This is a genomic window from Polaribacter sp. WD7, from assembly GCF_003335085.1.
Classification (GTDB): Bacteria; Bacteroidota; Bacteroidia; order Flavobacteriales; family Flavobacteriaceae; genus Polaribacter.
Map to the genome: position 1 here is coordinate 150,522 of NZ_QPEJ01000017.1, position 23,833 is coordinate 174,354.

16 protein-coding genes and 1 other RNA gene are annotated in these 23,833 nt (G+C 31.5%); 10 read left to right on the plus strand and 7 right to left on the minus strand.

The window, feature by feature from the left end; translation table 11 throughout:
- The first annotated feature begins 157 nt into the window (after positions 1–157).
- The 10 genes from DUT90_RS06990 (at position 158) to DUT90_RS07035 (ending at position 14,278) form a co-directional block, all read left to right on the plus strand.
- A complete protein-coding gene (locus tag DUT90_RS06990) occupies positions 158–2,479 on the plus strand; it encodes an ATP-dependent helicase (protein WP_114426458.1) in 2,322 nt (773 codons plus the stop codon).
- Positions 2,480–2,616: 137 nt separating this feature from the next.
- The gene (locus DUT90_RS06995; RefSeq protein ID WP_114426459.1) at positions 2,617–3,261 is read left to right on the plus strand and encodes a DUF4290 domain-containing protein; all 645 of its coding nucleotides are present in this window, start codon (positions 2,617–2,619) and stop codon (positions 3,259–3,261) included.
- A gap of 6 nt (positions 3,262–3,267) precedes the next feature.
- Positions 3,268–4,578, plus strand: coding sequence for a UDP-N-acetylglucosamine 1-carboxyvinyltransferase (gene murA / locus DUT90_RS07000; RefSeq protein ID WP_114426460.1), 1,311 nt, complete (start codon positions 3,268–3,270; stop codon positions 4,576–4,578).
- A gap of 193 nt (positions 4,579–4,771) precedes the next feature.
- Positions 4,772–5,317 carry a nucleotide exchange factor GrpE gene (locus tag DUT90_RS07005; protein ID WP_114426461.1) on the plus strand — a complete coding sequence of 182 codons (546 nt, stop codon included), beginning with the start codon at positions 4,772–4,774 and terminating at the stop codon, positions 5,315–5,317.
- Positions 5,318–5,397: 80 nt separating this feature from the next.
- Positions 5,398–6,531 (plus strand): molecular chaperone DnaJ, encoded by a 1,134-nt coding sequence (gene dnaJ / locus DUT90_RS07010; RefSeq protein ID WP_114426462.1) that lies wholly within the window; start codon positions 5,398–5,400, stop codon positions 6,529–6,531.
- 179 nt (positions 6,532–6,710) lie between these two features.
- Positions 6,711–7,018, plus strand: an RNA gene (gene rnpB, locus DUT90_RS07015) — RNase P RNA component class A.
- Positions 7,019–7,254: 236 nt separating this feature from the next.
- Positions 7,255–10,032 (plus strand): bifunctional aconitate hydratase 2/2-methylisocitrate dehydratase, encoded by a 2,778-nt coding sequence (locus DUT90_RS07020; protein ID WP_114426857.1) that lies wholly within the window; start codon positions 7,255–7,257, stop codon positions 10,030–10,032.
- A 169-nt stretch (positions 10,033–10,201) separates the two neighbouring features.
- Entirely contained in the window at positions 10,202–12,469 is a 2,268-nt protein-coding gene (locus DUT90_RS07025; protein WP_114426463.1) for an aconitate hydratase, read from the plus strand.
- 167 nt (positions 12,470–12,636) lie between these two features.
- Positions 12,637–13,299, plus strand: a complete 663-nt coding sequence (locus DUT90_RS07030; protein WP_114426464.1) for a Crp/Fnr family transcriptional regulator — start codon at positions 12,637–12,639, stop codon at positions 13,297–13,299.
- Between the two features lie 85 nt (positions 13,300–13,384).
- Positions 13,385–14,278 (plus strand): anti-sigma factor, encoded by an 894-nt coding sequence (locus DUT90_RS07035; protein WP_114426465.1) that lies wholly within the window; start codon positions 13,385–13,387, stop codon positions 14,276–14,278.
- Between the two features lie 245 nt (positions 14,279–14,523).
- Here the strand turns inward: DUT90_RS07035 and DUT90_RS07040 are convergent, their stop codons facing one another.
- The 7 genes from DUT90_RS07040 to ppgK form a co-directional block, all read right to left on the minus strand.
- The gene (locus DUT90_RS07040) at positions 14,524–15,702 is read right to left on the minus strand and encodes an aspartate aminotransferase family protein (RefSeq protein WP_114426466.1); all 1,179 of its coding nucleotides are present in this window, start codon (positions 15,700–15,702) and stop codon (positions 14,524–14,526) included.
- A gap of 2 nt (positions 15,703–15,704) precedes the next feature.
- The gene (locus DUT90_RS07045) at positions 15,705–17,306 is read right to left on the minus strand and encodes an OstA-like protein (RefSeq protein ID WP_114426467.1); all 1,602 of its coding nucleotides are present in this window, start codon (positions 17,304–17,306) and stop codon (positions 15,705–15,707) included.
- Positions 17,307–17,729: 423 nt separating this feature from the next.
- Entirely contained in the window at positions 17,730–19,001 is a 1,272-nt protein-coding gene (locus tag DUT90_RS07050) for an adenylosuccinate synthase (RefSeq protein ID WP_114426468.1), read from the minus strand.
- A 38-nt stretch (positions 19,002–19,039) separates the two neighbouring features.
- Positions 19,040–19,489, minus strand: coding sequence for a Fur family transcriptional regulator (locus tag DUT90_RS07055; RefSeq protein ID WP_114426469.1), 450 nt, complete (start codon positions 19,487–19,489; stop codon positions 19,040–19,042).
- Positions 19,490–19,561: 72 nt separating this feature from the next.
- Positions 19,562–21,784: a bifunctional (p)ppGpp synthetase/guanosine-3',5'-bis(diphosphate) 3'-pyrophosphohydrolase gene (locus tag DUT90_RS07060; RefSeq protein ID WP_114426470.1), complete on the minus strand. Its 2,223-nt coding sequence runs from the start codon at positions 21,782–21,784 to the stop codon at positions 19,562–19,564.
- Positions 21,785–21,851: 67 nt separating this feature from the next.
- Positions 21,852–23,084 carry a M48 family metallopeptidase gene (locus DUT90_RS07065; RefSeq protein WP_114426471.1) on the minus strand — a complete coding sequence of 411 codons (1,233 nt, stop codon included), beginning with the start codon at positions 23,082–23,084 and terminating at the stop codon, positions 21,852–21,854.
- The gene (ppgK, locus tag DUT90_RS07070; protein ID WP_114426472.1) at positions 23,085–23,831 is read right to left on the minus strand and encodes a polyphosphate--glucose phosphotransferase; all 747 of its coding nucleotides are present in this window, start codon (positions 23,829–23,831) and stop codon (positions 23,085–23,087) included.
- Positions 23,832–23,833 lie beyond the last annotated feature (2 nt).

A 23,833-nucleotide genomic window follows, 5' to 3' on the forward strand; every position in this document is an offset into this window, starting at 1 on the left:
TCTAAAAATAATTTGGGACATGAACTAAACTTTGACTTATTCAAGTTTTAAAATGAATTTAATATGGAATAACTTGTGAATAAAAACTAGAAATCTTCTTTTATAAAAACGAATAGTTTAGCTAACTTCACATTTTCAAATTCTATAAAATTAACGATTGAGTAATTATTTAGATTCTTTAAACGAGGCGCAAAAACAGGCTGTTTTACAAAAAGACGGTCCAATGATTATAATTGCTGGTGCGGGTTCTGGTAAAACACGTGTATTAACTTACAGAATAGCACATTTAATGCAACAAGGTGTAGATTCATTTAACATTTTATCGCTCACATTTACAAATAAAGCGGCAAGAGAAATGAAAGAAAGAATTGCTACAGTTGTTGGGGTAAGTGAAGCCAAAAATTTGTGGATGGGAACATTTCACTCGGTTTTTGCAAGAATTTTACGTTCTGAAGCAGATAAACTAGGGTTTCCTTCTAACTTCACAATTTATGATACACAAGATTCAGTTCGTTTAATTACGGCTATTATTAAAGAATTAAACTTAGACAAAGAACGTTACAAACCGAAACAAATCTTAGGAAGAATATCGTCTTTTAAAAACAGTTTGGTTACAGTTAGAGCTTATTTTAACAATCCAGACTTGCAAGAAGCAGATATGCACGCTAGTAGGCCAAAAGTGGGTGATATTTACAAAGAATACGTAGATAGATGTTTTAAAGCAGGAGCAATGGATTTTGATGATTTATTGCTGAGAACCAACGAATTGTTAGCGCGTTTTCCTGATGTTTTGGCAAAGTATCAAGATAGATTTAGATATATAATGGTAGATGAGTATCAAGATACCAATCATTCTCAATACATTATTGTACGTGCTTTAGCAGATAAATTTGGTAATATTTGTGTGGTAGGAGACGACTCTCAGAGTATCTATAGTTTTAGAGGAGCAAATATTCAAAATATTTTAAATTTTCAAAAAGACTATCCAGATGTTAAAACATTTAAGCTAGAGCAAAATTATAGATCAACCAAAAACATTGTAAACGCAGCAAATTCTGTAATTTCTAGAAACAAAACAAAGTTAGATAAAGAGGTTTGGACAAGCAATGACCCTGGAGATTCTATAAACGTAATGCGTACAATTTCTGATGGAGAAGAAGGGCGTTTTGTAGCGCAATCTATTTGGGAAAATATGATGAATCATCAATTAAAACCAGATGATTTTTGCGTATTGTATAGAACAAATTCGCAATCTAGAGCTATTGAAGATGCACTAAGAAAAAAGAATATTGATTATAAAATATATGGCGGAATTTCATTCTACCAAAGAAAAGAAATTAAAGATATTTTATCTTATTTAAGAATTCTTATCAACCCAAATGATGAAGAAGCCTTAAAAAGAATAATTAATTACCCTGCTCGTGGAATCGGAGCAACAACCATAGATAGATTAACCATTGCTGCAAATCATTATAAGAAATCAATTTTTGATATCATAAAATATATAGATAAGATTGATATTAATATCAATTCTGGAACTAAAAACAAGCTACAGAATTTTATGAATATGATTTTGCGTTTTCAAATTGAATCGCAAACAAAAAACGCTTTTCAAATTGCAGAAGAAGTTGTAAAACAAATACGTTTAATAAAAGATTTAGAAAAAGACGGAACACCAGAAGCAGTTAGTAAGGTAGAAAATGTTCAAGAATTGTTAAACGGAATTAAAGATTTTATTACAGATAAAATAGAACAAGGAGAAGACGCATCATTAACATCATTTTTAGAAGATGTAGCTCTAGCAACAGATTTTGACAGTAAGAAAGATGATGAAAAACCAACCGTTTCTTTAATGACTATTCATCAATCTAAAGGTTTAGAATACCAATATGTTTATATTGTAGGTTTAGAAGAAAATTTGTTTCCTTCTGCCATGAGTATGAATACTAGAAGCGAATTAGAAGAAGAACGTAGGCTATTTTATGTGGCATTAACCAGAGCAGAAAAAGTAGCCTATTTATCTTATGCCCAAACACGGTATAGGTGGGGTAAATTGGTAGATGCAGAACCAAGTCGTTTTTTAGAAGAGATTGATGATCAGTTTTTGCATTACATTACGCCAAAAGTACCAGAGCCCTCTATAAATAGGTTTGTAGATGCTAGTTTGTTTGATGATGCGCCAAAAGGAATACGTTTTCAAAAACCCATTCAACGCAAGAAAAAAGAAAGAGAAATACTCAAGAAAAAAGATATTGTAATTCCAAAAAATCTAAAAAAAGTTACACAAGTAAACACCAAAACAAATTTGTTTGATACAGATGTAGTTGTCGGTAATGTTGTAGAGCATAATAGATTTGGTACAGGAAAAGTACTTTCTTTAGAAGGTAAAGGCCCAAATAAAAAAGCAGAAATTCAATTTGGTACTGTTGGTAAAAAGAAATTATTACTCCAGTTTGCAAAATTGAAAGTCATTGGATAAAAATCATCCCATAACTAAAAATAAATTGCTATTTTGCGATATAAATAACTACAAAGTATAAATTGTCAGTTCTAGTGTTTTCTTTTGATTGAAATGAAAAAGAAAATGTATCGAGAACACACTTCAAAAATAAATAAATGACATTCGATTTAGAATACAACTCAGAGAGAACCCTAATGATAATTCCAGAATATGGAAGACATATACAAAAATTAGTCAACCATTGCATTGCTTTAGAAACCAAAGAAGAGCGTAATAAAATGGCACAAGCTATAGTAGATGTAATGGGTAATTTACAACCACATCTACGTGACGTACCAGATTTTAAACATAAATTGTGGGATCAGCTTTTCATCATGGCAGATTTTAATTTAGATGTAGATTCACCTTATCCAGAACCATCTAAAGAAGAGTTGCAAGAAAAGCCAGAACCTTTGGCATACCCAAAAGCAGCTTCAAAATACCGTTATTATGGTAAAAATATTCAAACCATGATAGACGTTGCTTTAAGTTGGGAAGATGGAGATATGAAAGAAGCTTTGGTATTTACCATAGCAAATCATATGAAAAAATGCTACTTAAATTGGAATAAAGACACCGTTGATGATGCTGTTATTTTTAAACACTTGTATGATTTGTCTGATGGTAAGATAGATCTAAGAAATACAGAAGAAGATTTAACAGACAGCAAAAACTTGTTAAGAAAAAGAAACACACAAGGTCAAAACCATTCTAAAAATAACAATAAGAAACATCACAATAATAAAAATAGAAAAAGATAAAACTAAATGGCATCATTTAAAATAGAAGGTGGTCATAAATTAAACGGAACCATCACACCACAGGGAGCAAAAAATGAAGTTTTACAAATTCTTTGTGCGGTTTTATTAACTCCAGAAAGAGTTTTTGTACACAATGTTCCTGATATTATTGATGTAAATAAACTTATTTTTATTTTAGGAGAATTAGGGGTTAAGGTAGAAAGATTAGGCACTAATTCTTATGCTTTTCAAGCAGATGAAATTGATTTACCTTATTTAGAATCAGATAATTTTAAAAGAGATGGAAGCTCCTTAAGAGGTTCTATAATGATTGTTGGTCCTTTGCTAGCGCGTTTTGGTAAAGGTTACATTCCAAGACCAGGAGGAGACAAAATTGGAAGAAGAAGATTAGATACCCATTTTGAAGGATTCATTAGATTAGGTGCAAAATTTAGATACAATAAAGAAGAAAAGTTTTATGGAGTAGAAGCAGAAGAACTTTTTGGTACAGACATGTTGTTAGATGAGGCCTCAGTTACAGGAACAGCCAACATAATCATGGCAGCCGTTTTTGCAACAGGAACAACAACCATCTACAATGCAGCATGCGAGCCCTATATTCAACAATTGTGTAAAATGTTGAATGCTATGGGCGCAAAAATAGAAGGTGTAGGCTCTAATTTACTTAAAATTACAGGTGTCAACAGTCTCATCGGTTGTACACATACTGTGTTACCAGACATGATAGAAATAGGATCTTGGATTGGTGTTGCGGTAATGACTAAATCAGAACTCACCATTAAAAATGTAAGTTGGGACAACCTTGGGCAAATACCCAATGTCTTTAGAAAATTAGGAATTCAATTAGAAAAACAAGGAGACGACATTTACATTCCGGCACAAGAATCATATCAAATACAAAATTACATAGATGGTTCTGTTTTAACCGTAGCAGACGCACCTTGGCCGGGGTTTACACCAGACTTGTTAAGTATTGTTTTGGTAATTGCAACACAAGCAAAAGGTACTGTTTTAATACATCAAAAAATGTTTGAAAGTAGATTGTTTTTTGTAGACAAGCTAATAGATATGGGCGCAAAAGTAATTCTGTGTGACCCTCATAGAGCAACCGTAATTGGGCACGATTTTCAATCGCAATTAAAAGCAACAAAAATGACTTCACCAGACATTAGAGCAGGTATTTCGTTATTAATTGCAGCACTTTCTGCAAACGGTACAAGCATAATCAACAATATAGAGCAAATAGACAGAGGTTATGAAAACATAGAAGCCCGTTTAAAATCTATTGGTGCTAAAATAGAAAGGATAGAAGATTAGTTTTTGAGAAGCTATTTCCCGCTTTCCATTATATCTTTTTCTCGTACCTCAAAAAAGGATGCCATTGCAATCGGGGCTAAACCTATTTGCTAGCTTAAAGAGAATGAAACAAAAATAGTGTCAACTTGACACTATTTTTTTATTGGCAACATTTTTGCCCATAAATTGTGTACAATTTAACGATTACATACAAATGAGTCAGAAAGAAAATATACAAGAAGAAGAAATAAAAAAAGAACAAGAAACTGCACAAGTAGAAGAAAATCAAACCGTTGAAGAAGAGGTTGCTACAGAAGAACCTACAGCAGAAGAATTAATTCAAGTAGAAAAAGATAAATTCTTACGCTTGTTTGCAGAGTTTGAAAACTACAAAAAAAGAACTTCTAGAGAAAGAATAGAGCTCTTTAAAACAGCAGGTCAAGAATTAATGACGGCTTTACTGCCAATTATGGATGATTTTGACAGAGGTTTGGCAGAAATAAAAAAAGCCAAAGACAAAGAACTGTTAAAAGGTATGCAATTGATAAGCGATAAGTTAAAAAACACGCTTACCCAAAAAGGATTAACAGCAATAGAAGTTAATGCTGGCGATACTTTTGATGCAGAAATTCATGAAGCAATTACTCAAATACCAGCACCGTCAGAAGATTTAAAAAGTAAAGTAATAGATTGTGTAGAAAAAGGGTACAAATTAGGAGACAAAATTATACGTTACCCCAAAGTAGTTATAGGACAATAATACAAATAACAATGTACAATTATCAATTACAAATTTGGTAAATCGCCAATTGCTAATTGCTAATTGCTAATTGATTAAAGATGGCAAAACAAGACTTTTACGAAATTTTAGGCATTTCAAAATCAGCTTCTCAAGCAGAAATAAAAAAAGCCTACAGAAAAATGGCAATCAAATATCACCCAGATAAAAACCCAGGAGATACAACTGCCGAAGAAAACTTTAAAAAAGCAGCAGAAGCTTATGAAGTTTTGAGTGATGAGAACAAGAAGGCTCGTTACGATCAATACGGTCACGCAGCTTTTGACGGCCCTCAAGGAGGAGGTGGCTTCGGTGGCGGAGGTATGAATATGGACGATATATTTAGCCAATTTGGAGATATTTTTGGTGGCGGAGGTTTTGGCGGCGGTTTTGGCGGTTTTGGTGGCGGAGGTCAACAGCAAGCCAGAGTTAAAGGAAGTAATATGCGTATTCGCGTAAAGTTAACTTTAGAAGAAATTGCCAAAGGTGTAGAAAAGAAAGTAAAAGTTAGAAGAAAAATACAAGCAAGTGATGTTACATACAAAACATGTACAACTTGTAATGGTTCAGGTCAACAAATGCGAGTTACAAATACTATTTTAGGTAGAATGCAAACAGCAACAACTTGTGGTACTTGTTCTGGTGCAGGAGAAATTTTAGACAAAAAACCTAACGGAGCAGATGCACAAGGTTTAATAGTAGAAGAGGAAACTGTGTCTATAAATATCCCAGCTGGTGTTACAGAAGGAGTTCAATTAAAAGTAGGAGGTAAGGGTAATGAGGCCCCAGGAAAAAACTCAATATCAGGAGACTTATTGGTTTTAATAGAAGAAATTCCGCATGAAACACTTAAAAGAGAAGGTACAAATATACATTATGACATGTATGTAAATTTTTCTGAAGCAGTTTTAGGAACTAGTAAAGAAGTAGAAACAGTAACAGGAAAAGTAAAAATTAAGATAGAAGCTGGTACACAGTCAGGCAAAATACTAAGATTAAAGGGTAAAGGATTACCAAGTATAGAACGTTATGGTACAGGTGATTTCTTAATTCATATAAATGTCTGGACGCCTCAAGAACTTAATAAAGAACAAAGACAGTTTTTTGAAAAAATGTCTGACAATGAGAACTTCACGCCAAGTCCTAACAAATCAGATAAATCATTTTTCGAAAAAGTAAAAGATATGTTTTCATAACAAATATGAAATTCTTAAAAATATGTATATATTTTTTCAAAATATTTTTTTGTAACAAAAAATAATATATATTTGTCACGTTATTGAGAAATCAATAACACTTTTTCTTTTTCATAGCAATTTTCCCACTCAATTTTGAGTGGGTTTTTTTATGAAGATAATTAGTAAAATATAAATAATTAGCAGACTTATCTTATCGTCTCAAACTAGTTTTGAGAAGGAAAGTCCGGACACCAAAGAGTAAGCATAGCGGATAACATCCGTCCAACGTAAGTTGAGGACAAGTGCAACAGAAAGTACGTACAGTTAGGCTGTAGTGAAACCAGGTAAACTCTATGCGGTGCAATGCCATGTATATTAGAGCTTGAGAGCTACTCGCTCGATTCTAAAGGGTAGGCAGATTGACCTTAAAAGTAATTTTAAGGCTAGATAAATGATAAGAACCTTTTTAAGGATACAGAATTCGGCTTATTAGTCTGCTTTTTTATTTAACATTTAAAGATTTATCAAATAAACCTATAAAAAGACTCGTTTTTATAGATTAAATTCAGTGTTTGTTTAAATATCCTTTTTTTATTCATTAATTGTTGCATTTTATTAATTATACTTTAAAATTAATATAAAAAATGTATGTTTGCTTCACTAAAATAAACATCAACCAGAACCTTTATACTTCATCTAAAATGTAGGTATTAAGATTCAATGAAACAAAAGATTTCTTTCATGTATACGTACAAAGATTACCTTATAGAAATAGAAGAGCGTAAAGCACAAGGTCTTCATCCAAAGCCTATAGATGGCAAAGAATTATTAAGTGATATTATATCGCAAATAAAAGATGTAAATAATGAATATAGAGAAGATTCTCTTAATTTTTTTATATACAATGTTTTACCAGGTACAACAAGTGCTGCCAGCGTAAAATCTAAATTCTTGAAAGAAATTATTTTAGGTCAAGAAAAAGTAAAAGAAATCACTGTAGATTTTGCTTTCGAGTTGTTGTCGCATATGAAAGGTGGATCTTCTATAGAAGTTTTATTAGATTTAGCGTTAGGAGAAGATGCTGCAATAGCAGAACAGGCTGCTAAAGTATTAAAAACACAAGTGTTTTTATATGAGGCAGACATAGAGCGTTTAGAAAACGGTTTAAATAACGGAAATGCAATTGCTAAAGAATTATTAGAAAGCTATGCGCAAGCAGAATTTTTTACGAAGCTACCAGAAGTTGACGAAAAAATAGATATCGTTACTTTTATTGCTGGGGTTGGAGATATTTCAACAGATTTATTATCTCCAGGAGCAGATGCGCATTCAAGATCAGATAGAGAATTACACGGGCAATGTATTTTTGAGCATAATAAGGAAATGCAACAAGAGCTTTTAGCTTTAAAAGAAAAACACCCAGACAAACGAGTAATGTTAGTAGCAGAAAAAGGAACTATGGGAGTAGGTTCTTCTAGAATGTCAGGTGTAAATAATGTTGCATTATGGACAGGTATTTCCTCTAGTCCATATGTTCCATTTATAAACATAGCACCTGTAATTGCTGGTACAAATGGTATTTCTCCAATATTCTTAACCACTGTTGGAGTAACAGGTGGTATTGGTATAGATTTACAAAATTGGGTAAAACAAAAAGATGAAGAAGGAAATACAATTGTTGATGAAGAAGGAGAGCCAATTTTAAAACAAATGTATTCAGTTGCTACAGGAACTGTTTTAACGATAAATACAAAAGAAAAGAAATTATACAGTGGAAATGTTGAGTTGAAAGATATTTCTACAGCATTAACTCCTCAAAAAATGGAGTTTATCAAAGCAGGAGGTTCTTATGCCGTAGTTTTTGGAAAAAAATTACAAACATCTGCATGTAAGATTTTAGGGATTGATGTACCTCAAGTCTATGCTCCATCAAAAGAAATTTCTATTGAAGGTCAAGGATTAACGGCTGTAGAAAAAATATTCAATAAAAATGCAGTTGGCACAACACCAGGTAAAACATTACACGCAGGTTCAGACGTTCGCGTAGAAGTTAATATTGTAGGTTCTCAAGATACCACAGGGTTAATGACTTCTCAAGAATTAGAAATGATGGCAGCAACGGTGGTTTCTCCAATAGTAGATGCAGGTTATCAATCTGGATGCCATACGGCTTCGGTTTGGGACGATAAGTCTAAAGCTAATATACCAAGACTAATGCAGTTTATGAATGACTTTGGATTAATCACAGCACGTGATCCTAAAGGAGGGTATCATGCAATGACAGATGTAATTCATAAAGTTTTAAATGACATTACTATTGATGATTGGGCAATAATTATTGGTGGAGATTCTCATACTCGTATGTCTAAAGGAGTTGCTTTCGGAGCAGATTCTGGAACTGTAGCTTTAGCATTAGCAACTGGTGAAGCAACAATGCCTATACCTCAATCTGTAAAAGTAACCTTTAAAGGTGAAATGAGAAGTTTTATGGACTTTAGAGATGTTGTACATGCAACGCAACAACAAATGTTGAAGCAATATGGAGGAGAAAATGTATTTCAAGGTAGGATTATAGAAGTACATATAGGTACATTAACATCAGATCAAGCCTTTACATTTACAGACTGGACAGCAGAGATGAAAGCAAAAGCTTCAATCTGTATTTCAGAAGACGAAACATTAGTTGAATCTTTAGAAATTGCAAGAGACCGTATCCAAATCATGATTGAAAAAGGTATGGATAACAAAAAACAAATGTTACAAGGTCTTGTAGATAAAGCCAATGAAAGAATTACAGAAGTTAAAACAGGAATTAAACCAGCCTTAAGACCAGATGCAGATGCTAAATATTATGCAGAAGTAGTTATCGATTTAGATGAAATTGCAGAACCTATGATAGCTGATCCTGATGTTAACAACGATGATGTTTCTAAGCGTTATACACACGACACTATTAGACCTTTATCTTTTTACGGAGGAACTAAAAAAGTAGATTTAGGATTTGTAGGATCTTGTATGGTTCATAAAGGTGATATGAAAATATTAGCACAAATGCTAAAAAATATAGAAGCGCAACAAGGTAAAGTAGAATTTAAAGCTCCTTTGGTAGTAGCGCCTCCTACTTATAATATTGTTGATGAATTAAAGGCTGAAGGAGATTGGGAAGTACTACAAAAATACTCTGGTTTCGAATTTGATGATAATGCACCAAAAGGATTAGCAAGAACTAAATATGAGAATTTATTATATTTAGAACGCCCTGGATGTAATTTATGTATGGGAAATCAAGAAAAAGCTGAACCTGGAGATACTGTTATGGCAACATCTACACGTTTGTTTCAAGGAAGAGTTGTAAAAGATGCTGGTGAGAAAAAAGGAGAGTCTTTATTATCATCAACACCAGTTGTAGTATTATCTACAGTGTTAGGTAGAACTCCAACAATGGAAGAATATGAAAAAGCAGTAGAAGGTATTGTATTAACAAAATTTAAGCCTTCTCAAAAGCAATTGGTTATATAATTAGTATTATAAACAGTATTACAAAAGCTCGAATTTGAAATTCGGGCTTTTTTTTGCTCTCTTTTTCAATAAATCATAAAAGTGAGTTAAAACGGAGAAGTTAATTGTTAAAAACATTAAATTTTTCTATAATTTAGTGGTCTTAACAATAACTAAAAACACAAAACGTATGGCTTTTGATATTGAAATGATAAAAAGTGTTTATGCAAACATGAAAGAGCGCGTAGATGCAGCAAGAGAAATTACAGGCAAACCGTTAACTTTAGCAGAGAAAATTTTATACTCTCATTTATGGGATGGAGTAGCCGATAAAGCATTTGTAAGAGGTAAGGATTATGTAGATTTTGCGCCAGATAGAATTGCTTGTCAAGATGCAACTGCGCAAATGGCTTTGTTGCAATTTATGCAAGCTGGTAAACCTAAAGTAGCTGTACCTACAACTGTGCATTGTGATCATTTAATACAAGCTAAAGAAGGCGCCGCTAAAGATTTAAAACATGCAAACAATGTAAGTAGTGAAGTTTTTGATTTTTTAGAATCTGTTTCTAATAAATATGGAATTGGTTTTTGGAAACCCGGAGCAGGAATAATTCATCAAGTAGTTTTAGAGAACTATGCGTTTCCAGGAGGAATGATGATTGGTACAGATTCACATACCGTAAATGCAGGAGGATTGGGTATGGTAGCTATTGGAGTTGGTGGTGCAGATGCAGTAGATGTAATGGCTGGTATGGCTTGGGAGTTAAAATTCCCGAAACTAATCGGTGTAAAATTAACAGGAAAACTTTCAGGTTGGACAGCACCAAAAGATGTTATTCTTAAAGTTGCAGAAATCTTAACAGTTAAAGGAGGAACAGGAGCAATTGTTGAATATTTTGGGCCAGGAGCAACTGCAATGTCTTGTACAGGAAAAGGAACTATTTGTAACATGGGTGCAGAAATAGGAGCAACAACTTCTACCTTTGGGTATGATGATTCTATGGAGCGTTATTTGCGCGCCACAGATAGAGAAGATGTAGCTGATGCAGCCAATACCGTAAAAGAATATTTAACAGCAGATACAGAAGTTTACGAAAACCCAGAACAATATTTTGACCAAGTTATAGAGATAAATTTATCTGAATTAGGGCCATTATTAAACGGTCCTTTTACTCCAGATTTATCTACAGAAGTAGGTATAGATATGACAGAAAAGGCAAAAGCTAATGATTGGCCAATTACTGTTGAGTGGGGATTAATTGGTTCTTGTACAAACTCATCGTATGAAGATTTATCAAGAGCTTCCTCAATTGCACAACAAGCTTTAGATAAAGGTCTAAAAACAAAAGCTGAATTTGGTATCAATCCAGGTTCAGAACAAGTACGTTATACTGCAGAAAGAGATGGTATTTTGGGTATTTTTGAAAAATTAGATGCCAAAATTTTCACAAATGCATGTGGTCCATGTATTGGACAATGGGCAAGATATTCTGACCCTAAAAATGCACCAAAAAACAGTATTGTACATTCTTTTAATAGAAATTTTGCGAAACGCGCAGATGGTAATCCAAATACACATGCGTTTGTAGCTTCTCCAGAATTAACTGCAGCAATAGCCATTGCAGGTCGTTTAGATTTTAATCCTCTAAAAGACACTTTAATTAATGAAAATGGAGAAGAAGTAATGTTAGATGAACCAACAGGATGGGAGTTACCTCCTAAAGGTTTTGAGGTTAAAGATAACGGTTATTTAGCGCCTATGGAAGATGGTAGCGGAATAGAAGTTAAAGTTGCATCAGATTCTGAGCGTTTGCAATTATTAACGCCTTTTGAACCTTTGGGTGATACTATTACCGGCGCAAAATTATTAATTAAAGCCTTTGGCAAATGTACTACAGATCATATTTCTATGGCTGGTCCTTGGTTACGCTTTAGAGGACATTTAGATAATATTGCTAACAATACTTTAATTGGCGCTGTAAATGCCTTTAACAAAAAAACAAATTTTGTAAAAAGCCAAATTACAGAAGTGTATAATGCTGTACCAGCTACGCAAAGAGAATACAAAAAAGAAGGTATTAAAACTATTGTTGTTGGAGATCATAATTATGGAGAAGGTTCTTCTAGAGAACATGCTGCAATGCAACCTAGACATTTAGGTGTTGCTGCTGTTATTGTAAAATCTTTTGCAAGAATTCATGAAACAAACCTAAAAAAGCAAGGTATGCTAGGTTTAACCTTTGATAATGAAAATGATTATGATTTAATTCAAGAAGATGATACCTTTAACTTCTTAGATTTACATGAATTTGCTCCAGACAAACAATTGACACTAGAAATTGTTCACAAAGACGGAACTAAAGACACTATAAAGTTAAATCATACTTATAATAACGCACAAATTAAGTGGTATCATGAAGGTTCTGCCTTAAATTTAATTAAGAAACAAAACGCTTAATTATTACTTTTATAAAAAAAGCTCTCGAAGAAATTCGAGAGTTTTTTTTTAAAAGTAAAATGTATCTCTCAAAAATAATTTCTTAAAAAAAAGTTAAAGCTAAATTTGTAAGTACTATTAAGTTTTATAGACTGTATTAATATTAACTAAATATAAAACTTGTCTCTATGAAAAATTTATGGTTTTTTGAAAATGTAAATTTATTCAATACTCTTTGCCCACATAAGTTTAAAGAGTACAGAAAATGTCACAACTTTGATCAGTACAAAAAAAGTGATTATATATATTTTCAAGAAGACTCTGCTAATAAAATTTACTTGATTGAAAAAGGAAAAGTAAAAATTGGATATTATACAGAAGAAGGAGATGAAGTGGTAAAGGCTATACTTACCAAAGGTGAATTGTTTGGTGAAAAAGCAATACTAGGTGAAGAAAAACGAAATGAATTTGCCCAATCTATAGATGCTAAAACCTCTATTTGCCCAATAGGAGTAGATGCAATGCATGATTTAATGCGTGATAATAAAACGTTTAGTTTAAGAATTTATAAATTTTTAGGAATGCGTTTTAAAAAACTAGAACGTAGGCTTCAATTAATTTTATTTAAAGATACGAAAACTAGATTTTTAGAATTTATGAAAGAATTGTGTGAAGAATATGGATATGATTGTGAAAAAACAGGAGACAAAATAGTTGTTCACCCTTATACACAAAAAGATATTGCTTCACTTATTGGTACGTCTAGATCTAATTTAAATGTGTTAATGAATGAATTAAAGGAAGAAAATTTAATAGCTTTTAATAGAAAAGAACTAAGAATTTTTCAATAAGTCATTCAAATGTTAGCTAGCTAACACTTTTCTCATTTGGTAACCTATAATTTTGTAATCAACATTAACATATAAATTTAATAAGATGAAAAAAATTTTGAATTTTGCAGCTGCATTTGCCATAGCAATTATGTTTGTAGCTTGTAATGAAAATGACGAAGAAACAGAAGCAAGAGTCGGTACTTTGACTTTAAACTTATCTGGTTTAGAACAGTTAGGTGCAGATTTTGTTTATGAAGGATGGATTATAGTTGGCGGAACACCAATAAGCACAGGTACGTTTACAAGTGTAGAATTTCCTCAAACTTTTGATGTAGATCAGACTACTCTACAAGGAGCTACAAGGTTTGTTTTATCTATAGAACCTTTAGTAGATCCAGATCCTGCACCTGCAGCAACAAAAGTTTTGGCAGGAGATTTTGATGGAGGATTAGCAAATGTTTGGGTAGCACCAGTTACTTTAGATGCTAACGACTTTACAGGAATTGAAGGTAACTTCTTTTTAAGAACACCTACAGATGAAGTTATGGGGTCTGGTAACAACGGTAATGATATGTATGGTATTTGGTTTGGTAATCCAGGAGCACCACCAACACCAAGTTTAGTATTACCAGAATTAGCTCCAGGATGGGTTTATGAAGGTTGGGTAGTTGTAGAAGGTTCTGGGCCAATATCTACAGGTACATTTACAACTGCTGCAGGTAGAGATGATTCTAATATTTTTAGTGGAGCAGAGTTTAACGCAGGACCTCCAATTCCAGGAGAAGATTTTTTCTTAAATGCACCAACAGGATTTACATTTCCTCTAGATGTTAGAGGTCGTACAGCAGTTATAAGTATAGAGCCTTCTCCAGACGATTCTCCAGCACCATTTGCAATTAAACCATTGTTAGGAGCTATTGGTCAAGAAACTGCTCCAGCAACGCATGATTTAGGACTTAACTTATCTACACTTCCAACAGGAACAGTAACAAGATAACAGAAAATAAAAAATCTACTATTTATGTTAATGGTTGATTAAACCAAAGGGTAATCTATTTATTTAGATTATCCTTTTCTGTTTATATAAAATGCCCAATACAGTAATTAAATACAAATATTGGGCAACCAACTAACCAACCAGTTGTTACTATATCTTAAAGACACCATTTTCTGGTAATAGTTACAAGTGGTTTAACTATTTAATAAATAATTAACGAAAAAAAGGTTGGTAAGAATTAATAATTAAGTTGTACGTTCTAAAGATTGTAAAATGATATCACATCCTTTTTTGATCTCTTCATCAGAAATAGTAAGTGGAGGTGTAATTCTTAAAGCTCTTCCTTCAAACAACAAAAAAAACAAAATCAATCCATTATTTAAACAATCATGAACAATTTTAGCAGCTATTTCAGGTGTTTCAACAATAGCGGCCAACATTAACCCTTTGCCTCTAATTTCTTTAATTTTTGGGTGATGTAAGTGTTTTCTAATCAATTGTTCTTTTCTTATACTTTCATAAAGTAAATTGCTATTTGTAATAATATCTACTGTTGCAATTGCAGCAGCTGCCATAATAGGATGTCCAGCAAAAGTAGAAATATGCCCTAATTTTGGATTCTCTTTTAACAAACTCATTATTTTAGATTCTGCAATAAATGCTCCTATAGGCATGCCTCCTGCTAATCCTTTTCCTGTAATTACTATATCTGGAGATATGTTGTAATTTTCAAAACCCCAAAAAGTACCTGTTCTTCCAATTCCTGTTTGAATTTCATCTAAAATTAAGAGTGCCCCAACTTCATCGCATCTTTTTTTTACTTTTTTTAGGTAATCATTCTTGGGCTCTATAAAACCGGCACCACCTTGTATGGTTTCTAAAATAACAGCAGCTGTTTTAGTAGTAATTTTTTGTAAGCAATATTCACAATTAAAAGTGATAAATTTTGTTCCAGGAATTAAAGGACGAAAAGCAGAATTTTGTCTTTCTACACCAGAAACACTCATGGCTCCCATGGTATTGCCATGATAAGAATTTTTAGCGGCAATAATTTGGAACCTATTGGTTACTCTTTTAGCTAACTTTAAAGCCCCTTCTGTAGCTTCAGTACCTGAATTGGTTATGTAAACAGAATTTAAGTTTTGAGGAGAATGCTGTACTAATAGTTTGCATAAATCTACCTGAGATTGCTGAACAAACTCACCATAAACCATTACATGTGTATATTTTTCTAACTGAATTTGTATAGCTTTATTTACTTTTGGATGTGTATGACCCACACTATTTGCAGAAACCCCTGCAACAAAATCTAAATACTCTTTACCATCAATGTCAAAAATATAAGAACCTTTTGCATGAGATATTTCTAATGCAAGTGGGTGAGGAGAGGTTTGAGCTTGATATTTAAAAAAATCTTTTTTCAAGATTATAATTTCTTTTGAGACAATTTCTTTTTATCTAGAATAGCAACATTTTTTTTATTTTCTAGAGTGTCTTCTCCAGGAGTATCCTTAGAGTTTCCTTTTTTAAAAATATCTTCTTTAGTTTTTGGTTGTTCATTTTCCCGCCAAATAAAACCTTTTAAACGTTTTACTTCATCAGGTAGTAATGAAGGCGGATATGATTTTCCATCAGATTTCTTTAGATATTTTATAGTTTCTATTTGACCGTTTAACATGGTAAACTCTATATTACTAGAAATTTCTTTAGTTATAGTTTCTAGTTCTTGAGTATCTTCATTTCTGTTAAAATAAACTGATTCTGCATTACCTTTTACCAATAATAATCTAATTTTATTATTCTCAAACTTACCAAACATGTTTCTACCTTTTATTTGGTTAAAGTCTTCTAAAGAAACAGTGTCTTGAGAAACAATAAACGCATTATTTAAAACTTTTAATGAATCTAATTTTTCAGTTTGTACGTTAGATAACAAATGAATTGTATCTCCTGTAATTTGATTTCCATCAGACCAAAGCACAGGTTTTCTAAACATTCTTGTTAAACCATTTTCTTGATTTGTATGTATAGAATCACATTTTCCTTGTAAGTCAGATTTAAAAATTTTTACATTATTATATGTTCTAACAATTCTCTTTTCTGATTTACCAGTTACCAACAACGTATCACCATGAACAAACATAGAATCTTTATCTATAATAGAAATAGCAACTGCTCTTTTTACAACAAATAAAGAATCTTTAAGCTCAAAAATTTCAGCATAATTTCCTCTAGTTACAAAGTTTTGTACAGTGTCTATTACTTGAATGTTATTTGTTGCAGAAGCAAATCCGTTATTTTTATCATAATACAAACTATCTCCTTCTATAGTCCGTTCTTTTAGATAAAGTTTTGCATTTTTTACAAAGTGAGAGACGTCAGTTTTTGTATTGTAAAAACCTTTTTCACAATAAATTCTATTTTTATTTTCTGTGTTGGTTATAGTTGATGGACCATACAAATATGTTAATCCAGAGTCTGTATAGTAATCTAAATGATTAGATTCTAAATTATGTTCAGGATTAACAACAGTAACTTTTGTGGTTGCCGTAAATTTATTACTTTCTAAATAGTATTTTCCGTTTTTACTTTTAAGTGTGTTGGTTTGATCTTTTATACTAGCAAAACTTGTGTAATACAATTTTTGATTTAAGCGATCAAAATGAAGTGTATCTGTAGTTAACGTCATTGTTGGATCTTTTAAAACCACATTGCCAAAAGAAAGTGCTTGTTTTGTATTGGCATCATAATCTGCATAATCACTAGTCTGAGTTATAGTATCTCCTTGTTTTATCAATACATTGCCAATAGCTTTAAAAAAATTCTTCTCTTTAAAAAAAAATGCTTTTTTACATTTTAAACGAATACCATCATGAGAAATTTGCACATCCCCAAGGAGTATAGTTGCTCCTGGATATTTTTCTTCATTTACAAATTGAATTTCAGAATTTTCAATAACTATTTTTTTAGTTTGTGAAAAAACAAAAATAGATTGTATGAGAAAAACAAAATAAAATATTCTTTTCAAGATGAATGATTTTAAGCAAAAATAATCAAAACTATAAGTCTAGCTATTAAAGAAAAGTGAAATTATACAAAGATTATTTTTTTATGTGGTATATTCATAATTAACTTTAGTATTTAACGTAAGTTCTATATAAATTTTCTATTATACAAATGTTATTTAACTGAAAATTAAATGATTGCCATTTCGAACATTGCTGAAATTTAAATGTATTTAAATTGAAAGTAGCTTACGAAGTAAAAGTGTAGTTGAGAAACCTCATATTTATAGTAAGATTTCTCCATTTTAGTATAAATGACATTCGTTTTTAATAATAAAAATAGTAATTACCTGATAAACAATGTTTTTTATACCGAAATCACGTTGTTTAAAATAAAAAAAGCACTATTAAAAAATAGTGCTTTTGTGTATTATATATATTGTTTTCTATCTTAAAATAGTTTGTTTTCTATCAGGACCTACAGAAACAATTTTAACAGGTACACCAGTTTCTTTTTCAATAAAAGCAACATAGTCCATTAAATTTTTTGGCAATTGTTCTTCTGAAGTCATTTTTGTCAGATCATCTTCCCAACCAGAAAATTCCGTGTAGTTTACAGAAACATTTTCAGGTTCAATATTATAAGGTAAATGAGCAATTTCTTCTCCTTTATAATTGTAAGAAGTACATACTTTTAAGGTATCAAAACCAGATAGTACATCACCTTTCATCATCATTAATTGTGTAACACCGTTAACATCTACAGCATATTTTAGCGCCACCAAATCTAACCAACCACAGCGTCTTGGACGTCCTGTTGTAGCTCCAAATTCATGACCAACTCTTGCCATATTTGCTCCGTCTTCATCAAATAATTCTGTAGGAAAAGGACCAGAACCAACTCTAGTTGTATAGGCTTTAAAAATTCCGAAAACTTCACCAATCCTGTTTGGAGCAACTCCTAAACCTGTACAAGCACCAGCAGCTGTTGTGTTTGATGATGTTACAAAAGGGTAGGTCCCAAAATCTATATCTAAAAGAGAGCCTTGAGCCCCTTCTGCTAAAATAGTTTTTTTGTCTTTAATGGCTTGATTTAAAAATTCTTCGCTATCTATAAACTGTAAAGATTTTAATTTATCTATACCTTTACAAAATTCTGCTTCTAGTTCTTTTAAATCATATTCTATTTGAACATCAAAGAATTCTAGCATTTTAATATGCTTTTCTGTTAAAGCATCGTATTTTTCTTTCCAGTTTTCCAATTCTAAATCTCCAACACGCATACCGTTTCTACCGGTTTTGTCCATATAAGTAGGGCCAATCCCTTTTAAAGTAGAACCAATTTTTGCTTTTCCTTTAGAGGTTTCTGAAGCAGCATCTAGCAATCTATGTGTAGGTAAAATTAAGTGTGCTTTTCTAGAAATTAACAACTTAGAAGTATAATCTATGTCATGTTTATCTAAATTTTCTAACTCCTTTTTAAAAATAACAGGATCTATAACAACACCATTACCCACAACATTTAATGCAGATTTATGAAATATACCTGAAGGAATAGTATGTAAAACGTGCTTTTTTCCATCAAAAATTAGAGTATGTCCTGCATTAGGACCTCCTTGAAATCTTGCAATGATATCGTAGTTTCTTGTTAAAACGTCTACGATTTTACCTTTTCCTTCATCTCCCCATTGCAATCCCAGTAATAAATCTACAGCCATTAGTGTGTAATTAGTTGTTTGTTTTGTTTGTATTAAAGTTAAGATTTGTTCTTTTTTGTTCCGTAAAAATAAAGCGAATGATTGTGAATGTCTATATCAAAAACTTCTTCTATGGTTTTTTTGATGATTTGTATTCTTGGATCACAGAATTCTTTAACATCACCAGAATCTGTAAAAATAACGTGATCATGATTTTTATCAAAATAGCTCTTTTCATAACGAGCCATAGATTGTCCATCAAACTGATGCTTTCTAACCAAACCACAATCTAAAAGTAAATCAATAGTGTTGTACAGTGTAGCTCTACTAACTCTATAGTTTTTATTCTTCATTTTTATGTAGAGCGATTCTATATCAAAATGTTCGTCTGCATCATAAATTTCTTGAAGTATAGCATAGCGTTCTGGAGTTTTTCTATGCTTATTGTCTTCTAAATATGAGGTAAAGACTTTTTTTACGATTTCTTGATTTTCAAGAGAATTACTCATTTATTGATAATTTTACTAAAAGGCAAATTTACAGTTATTTCTGAATTAAATAGCATTTTAATGACTTGTTATTTACAAACTATTAACACGATCTACGTTTTTAATACCTTCTACTTTTAATAGTTTTTTAATAAGTTTATCTAATTGAGAGCTATTTTTTACGGTGATAGAGAGTTTTCCTTCAAAAACACCGTTATCTCCTTTGATGTTAATACTGTTGATAAATACCCCCATGTTGTTAGAAATAATTCGTGTTACCTCGTTTGCTAAACCTTGGTTATCAACACCACCAATATTTAAAATAGCTTTAAAATCTTGTTTTGTAGAATCTATCCATTTTGCTTGCATGATTCTATATGCATAGTTAGATTGTAATGAAATTGCGTTAGGACAATTCATTTTATGCACTTTAATACCGTCATTAATCGTTATAAAACCAAAGACTTTGTCCCCAGGAATAGGGTTACAACATTTAGATAATTTATAATCTAATTTTTCTTCTTCTTTACCAAAAACAAGTGCATCAAATTTACTAGTAATTTCATCTTCTATTTCTGCTGTTTGTTTACTTGTTTGATTTTTTCGAAGTCTATTTTTAAAGAAATTTAATATTTTACTGTTTCTTTGTGCAACAAAAGCTTTAAGTTGGGTGTTGTCTATTGCTCCGTTTCCTATTCTATAAAAAAGATCAAAACTTGTTCTGAGTTTAAAATAATTAACAAGTTCATTTACTGTTTTTTCATTAAAAGGTATTTTTAAATGACGCATTTTACGCATTAAAATGGCTTTTCCTTCTTCTGCAATTAGTTTTTCTTCTTCTTTTAAGGCTGCTCTAATTTTTGCTTTAGCTCTAGCAGTTATTACAAAATCTAACCATCTAGAATTGGGTTTGTTTGTTGCACTGGTAATAACTTCTATTTGATCACCACTTTTTAATTGATAACTTAACGGAACTAATTTTCCGTTAACTTTTGCTCCTCTACATTTTAAGCCAACATCTGTATGAATAGAAAAAGCAAAGTCTAGGGCAGAAGCATCTTTTGGTAAAGACTTTAAATCTCCTTTAGGGGTAAACACATAAATTTCTTTGGCGTATAGATTAAGCTTAAAATTCTCAACAAAATCAACAGCATTTAAGTTTTGAGTTTCTAAACTTTCTTTTAATTTATTTAACCAATTTTCTAAGCCAGAATCTCCATCTTCACCTTGTTTGTATTTAAAATGAGCTGCATATCCTTTTTCTGCAATTTCATTCATTCTATCAGAACGTATTTGAACCTCTACCCATTTTGCATCAGGACCAACTACGGTAATGTGAAGAGCCTCATAACCTGTAGATTTTGGCTGAGAAATCCAATCTCTTAATCGTGTAGGGTTAGGCTTAAAATAATCTGTAACAATAGTGTATATTTTCCAAGCATCAAACTTATCGTCTTTAGAATTGGGTTTGTAAATAATTCTAATAGCATATTTATCATATACCTCTTCGAAAGTGACATTTTGATTAATCATCTTTCTTCGAATAGAATAAATAGATTTGAATCGTCCTTTTATAGAATATTCGAAATTTTCTTTATCAAGCCCTTCTTTTAACGTAGCTGTAAATTCTTCTAAATAATTCTGTTGTTCTTCTTTACTTTCTTTTATTTTACTTAAAATACCATTGTAGGCTTCAGGTTCCGTATATTTTAAACCTAAATCTTCTAATTCTGTTTTTATATTATACAGTCCTAATCTATGTGCCAATGGTGCATAAATATACAGGGTTTCAGAAGCAATTTTTAATTGTTTGTGTGCAGGCATTGCATCCATAGTTTGCATGTTGTGCAACCTGTCTGCAATTTTTATGAGTATTACCCGAACATCATCATGTAGGGTAAGCAACATTTTTCTAAAATTCTCTGCTTGTATAGAAGCGTCTTGTTCTTTGTTTAAACGAGAAATTTTAGTTAATCCGTTTACAATTTTAGCAATGGTTTCGCCAAAAAGACGTTCCATATCTTCTATGGTGTACTCTGTATCTTCAACTACATCATGTAATAGGGCAGAAGCAATAGAGATTGCATCTAAACCAATTTCATAGGCTACGATTTTGGCAACTGCAATTGGATGAAAAATATAAGGTTCACCCGTTTTTCTTCTCTGTGTAGAATGCGCATCTACAGCTATATCAAAAGCTTTTCTAATGAGTTCTTTGTCTTCTTTAGACAATACCTCATAGGTTCCTTTTAATAAATCTTTGTATCGATTTGCGATTTCTTTATTTTCCTCTTCTACAGTTGCAGTGTACTTCATAAAATACTAAGAAAATTATCTTAATTATAAAGTGAAAGTAAGCATAAGTATTTGAAGAAACAAAGAATTAAGATTCTAAATTCTTAATTCTTTTGAGTAGTGTTGGGTGTGAATAGTTTACAAAAACATAAGCAGGATGTGGCGTTAGGTTACTTAAACTATTTTTAGATAATTTTTTTAATGATGTTATTAATGCGGCACTCTTAAAGGTGTTTTTTGCATAATCATCTGCTTCATATTCAAACTTTCTAGACATATAATTCATAAACAACCCTGTAACTTCTGATATGGGTGAGTATAAAATACCAAAAGCAATTAAACCAATATGAAAACTTTGTGTAGATACCCCTAAAGCTTGTGATAGTAAAGGAGAATTTACAAATAGAGACAAAATAAAAAGAGTAAAACCAGTTAATAAGATAGAACTGATTAGGTTAAAAATAATATGCTTTTTTTTATAGTGTCCAACTTCATGAGCTAAAACGGCAACAATTTCGTCAGTTTCTAAATCATTTATTAAGGTATCATATAACGTAATTCTTTTTTGATTACCAAAACCAGAAAAATAGGCATTTGCTTTTGTAGAGCGTTTAGAACCGTCAATAACAAAAATATTGTTTAGCGTAAAACCTACTTTTTTGGCATAAGCCTCTATAGCAAGTTTAAGTTTTCCATCTTCTAAAGGACTTTGTTTGTTAAAGAGAGGAACAATTAATTTTGCATGAAACATATTGATGAAAATAGAAAAAATGGCAACAAGTGCCCATGCATAAATCCAAAAGTTTTTTCCTGTAAGAAGGTAAAACCAAATAATTAAAGATAATATTCCACCACCTAATATCGCACTTAAAAACAAGCCTTTTAGTTTATCTATCCAAAATGTTTTTTGAGTAGATTTGTTAAAACCAAATTTTTCTTCAATTACAAATGTACTGTAATAAGCAAGAGGTGTTGATATGATTTCTGACCCTAGCATGATGATTCCAAAAAATAACAAAGCTATTAATATTGGGTTATCTGTATAACTTCTTGCAAATTGATCTACATAATTAAATCCATCTAAAAAGAAAAAAACAAGAGTAATAACAGTTGTTATAAGAGAAGTGAAATTAGAGAATTTAGCATTTACTTTTTTGTATTGCTGAGATTTTTTGTATTCTTTTTCATTATATACATCTTTTAACGAAGTAGGAATTTCATCATCAAAATGTTTTTCATTTAAGGTATCTAATATTTTTTCTGATATGTAATTGAATACTAAAATTCCGATAATAATATAAAATAATGTATCTGCTTGCATTTATTTTTTATGTTTTTGCTTTGCGTACATTGCTGCTCCAATAATACCAGCATTATTTTTGAATTCTGCAACCTTAACGTTTACATCTGTAGTTAAATACTCTTTAAAATTGTCGTATTTTTTACTAATTCCGCCTCCTAAAATGATAAGACTAGGAGAAAAAACAATACGCGCATAATCTAGCAAGGTATCAAAACGAATAGCCCACTGTTTTAAAGATAAATCTTCTTTTTTTCTTACTGAGTCAGCAGTAAAATATTCGATAATTTTACCGTCTGTATGTAGCATCTTTCCGATTTCTAAGTTCGGAATTAATTGTTGATTAAAAAAAAGACCAGAGCCTATTCCTGTTCCAATTGTGATGACAATGATGACTCCGTTTTCATTTTTTCCAGCTCCTAAATTTACTTCTGCAAGTCCTGCTAAGTCGGCATCATTACCCACATAAAAAGGTAGTTTACATTCTTTTTTAAAGAGTTTATCTACCTTAATATTTAACCATTTTGTGCTTAAATTTCCTGAATGAATGCAGGTTCCGTCTACTATTGTAGTCGGAAAACTACAACCAACTTCTTTTTTCCAGTCAAAAAAATGTATCATTTCTTTAACTGTTTTAGAAATAGCTTCTGGAGTAGCCGGTTTTGGTGTAGGAATTCGATGTCTTTCAGATAATAATTCACCCGTTTTCGTATCTACAATTGCTGCTTTTATTCCAGAACCTCCAATGTCTATTCCTAATATATTCATTT

Coding starts and splice junctions, on each gene's coding strand:
- DUT90_RS06995 (WP_114426459.1), top strand. CDS start 2,617: ATGACATTCGATTTAGAATACAACTCAGAGAGAACCCTAATGATAATT.
- murA (WP_114426460.1), top strand. CDS start 3,268: ATGGCATCATTTAAAATAGAAGGTGGTCATAAATTAAACGGAACCATC.
- DUT90_RS07005 (WP_114426461.1), top strand. CDS start 4,772: ATGAGTCAGAAAGAAAATATACAAGAAGAAGAAATAAAAAAAGAACAA.
- dnaJ (WP_114426462.1), top strand. CDS start 5,398: ATGGCAAAACAAGACTTTTACGAAATTTTAGGCATTTCAAAATCAGCT.
- DUT90_RS07020 (WP_114426857.1), top strand. CDS start 7,255: ATGTATACGTACAAAGATTACCTTATAGAAATAGAAGAGCGTAAAGCA.
- DUT90_RS07025 (WP_114426463.1), top strand. CDS start 10,202: ATGGCTTTTGATATTGAAATGATAAAAAGTGTTTATGCAAACATGAAA.
- DUT90_RS07030 (WP_114426464.1), top strand. CDS start 12,637: ATGAAAAATTTATGGTTTTTTGAAAATGTAAATTTATTCAATACTCTT.
- DUT90_RS07035 (WP_114426465.1), top strand. CDS start 13,385: ATGAAAAAAATTTTGAATTTTGCAGCTGCATTTGCCATAGCAATTATG.
- DUT90_RS07050 (WP_114426468.1), bottom strand. CDS start 19,001: ATGGCTGTAGATTTATTACTGGGATTGCAATGGGGAGATGAAGGAAAA.
- DUT90_RS07055 (WP_114426469.1), bottom strand. CDS start 19,489: ATGAGTAATTCTCTTGAAAATCAAGAAATCGTAAAAAAAGTCTTTACC.
- DUT90_RS07060 (WP_114426470.1), bottom strand. CDS start 21,784: ATGAAGTACACTGCAACTGTAGAAGAGGAAAATAAAGAAATCGCAAAT.
- DUT90_RS07065 (WP_114426471.1), bottom strand. CDS start 23,084: ATGCAAGCAGATACATTATTTTATATTATTATCGGAATTTTAGTATTC.
- ppgK (WP_114426472.1), bottom strand. CDS start 23,831: ATGAATATATTAGGAATAGACATTGGAGGTTCTGGAATAAAAGCAGCA.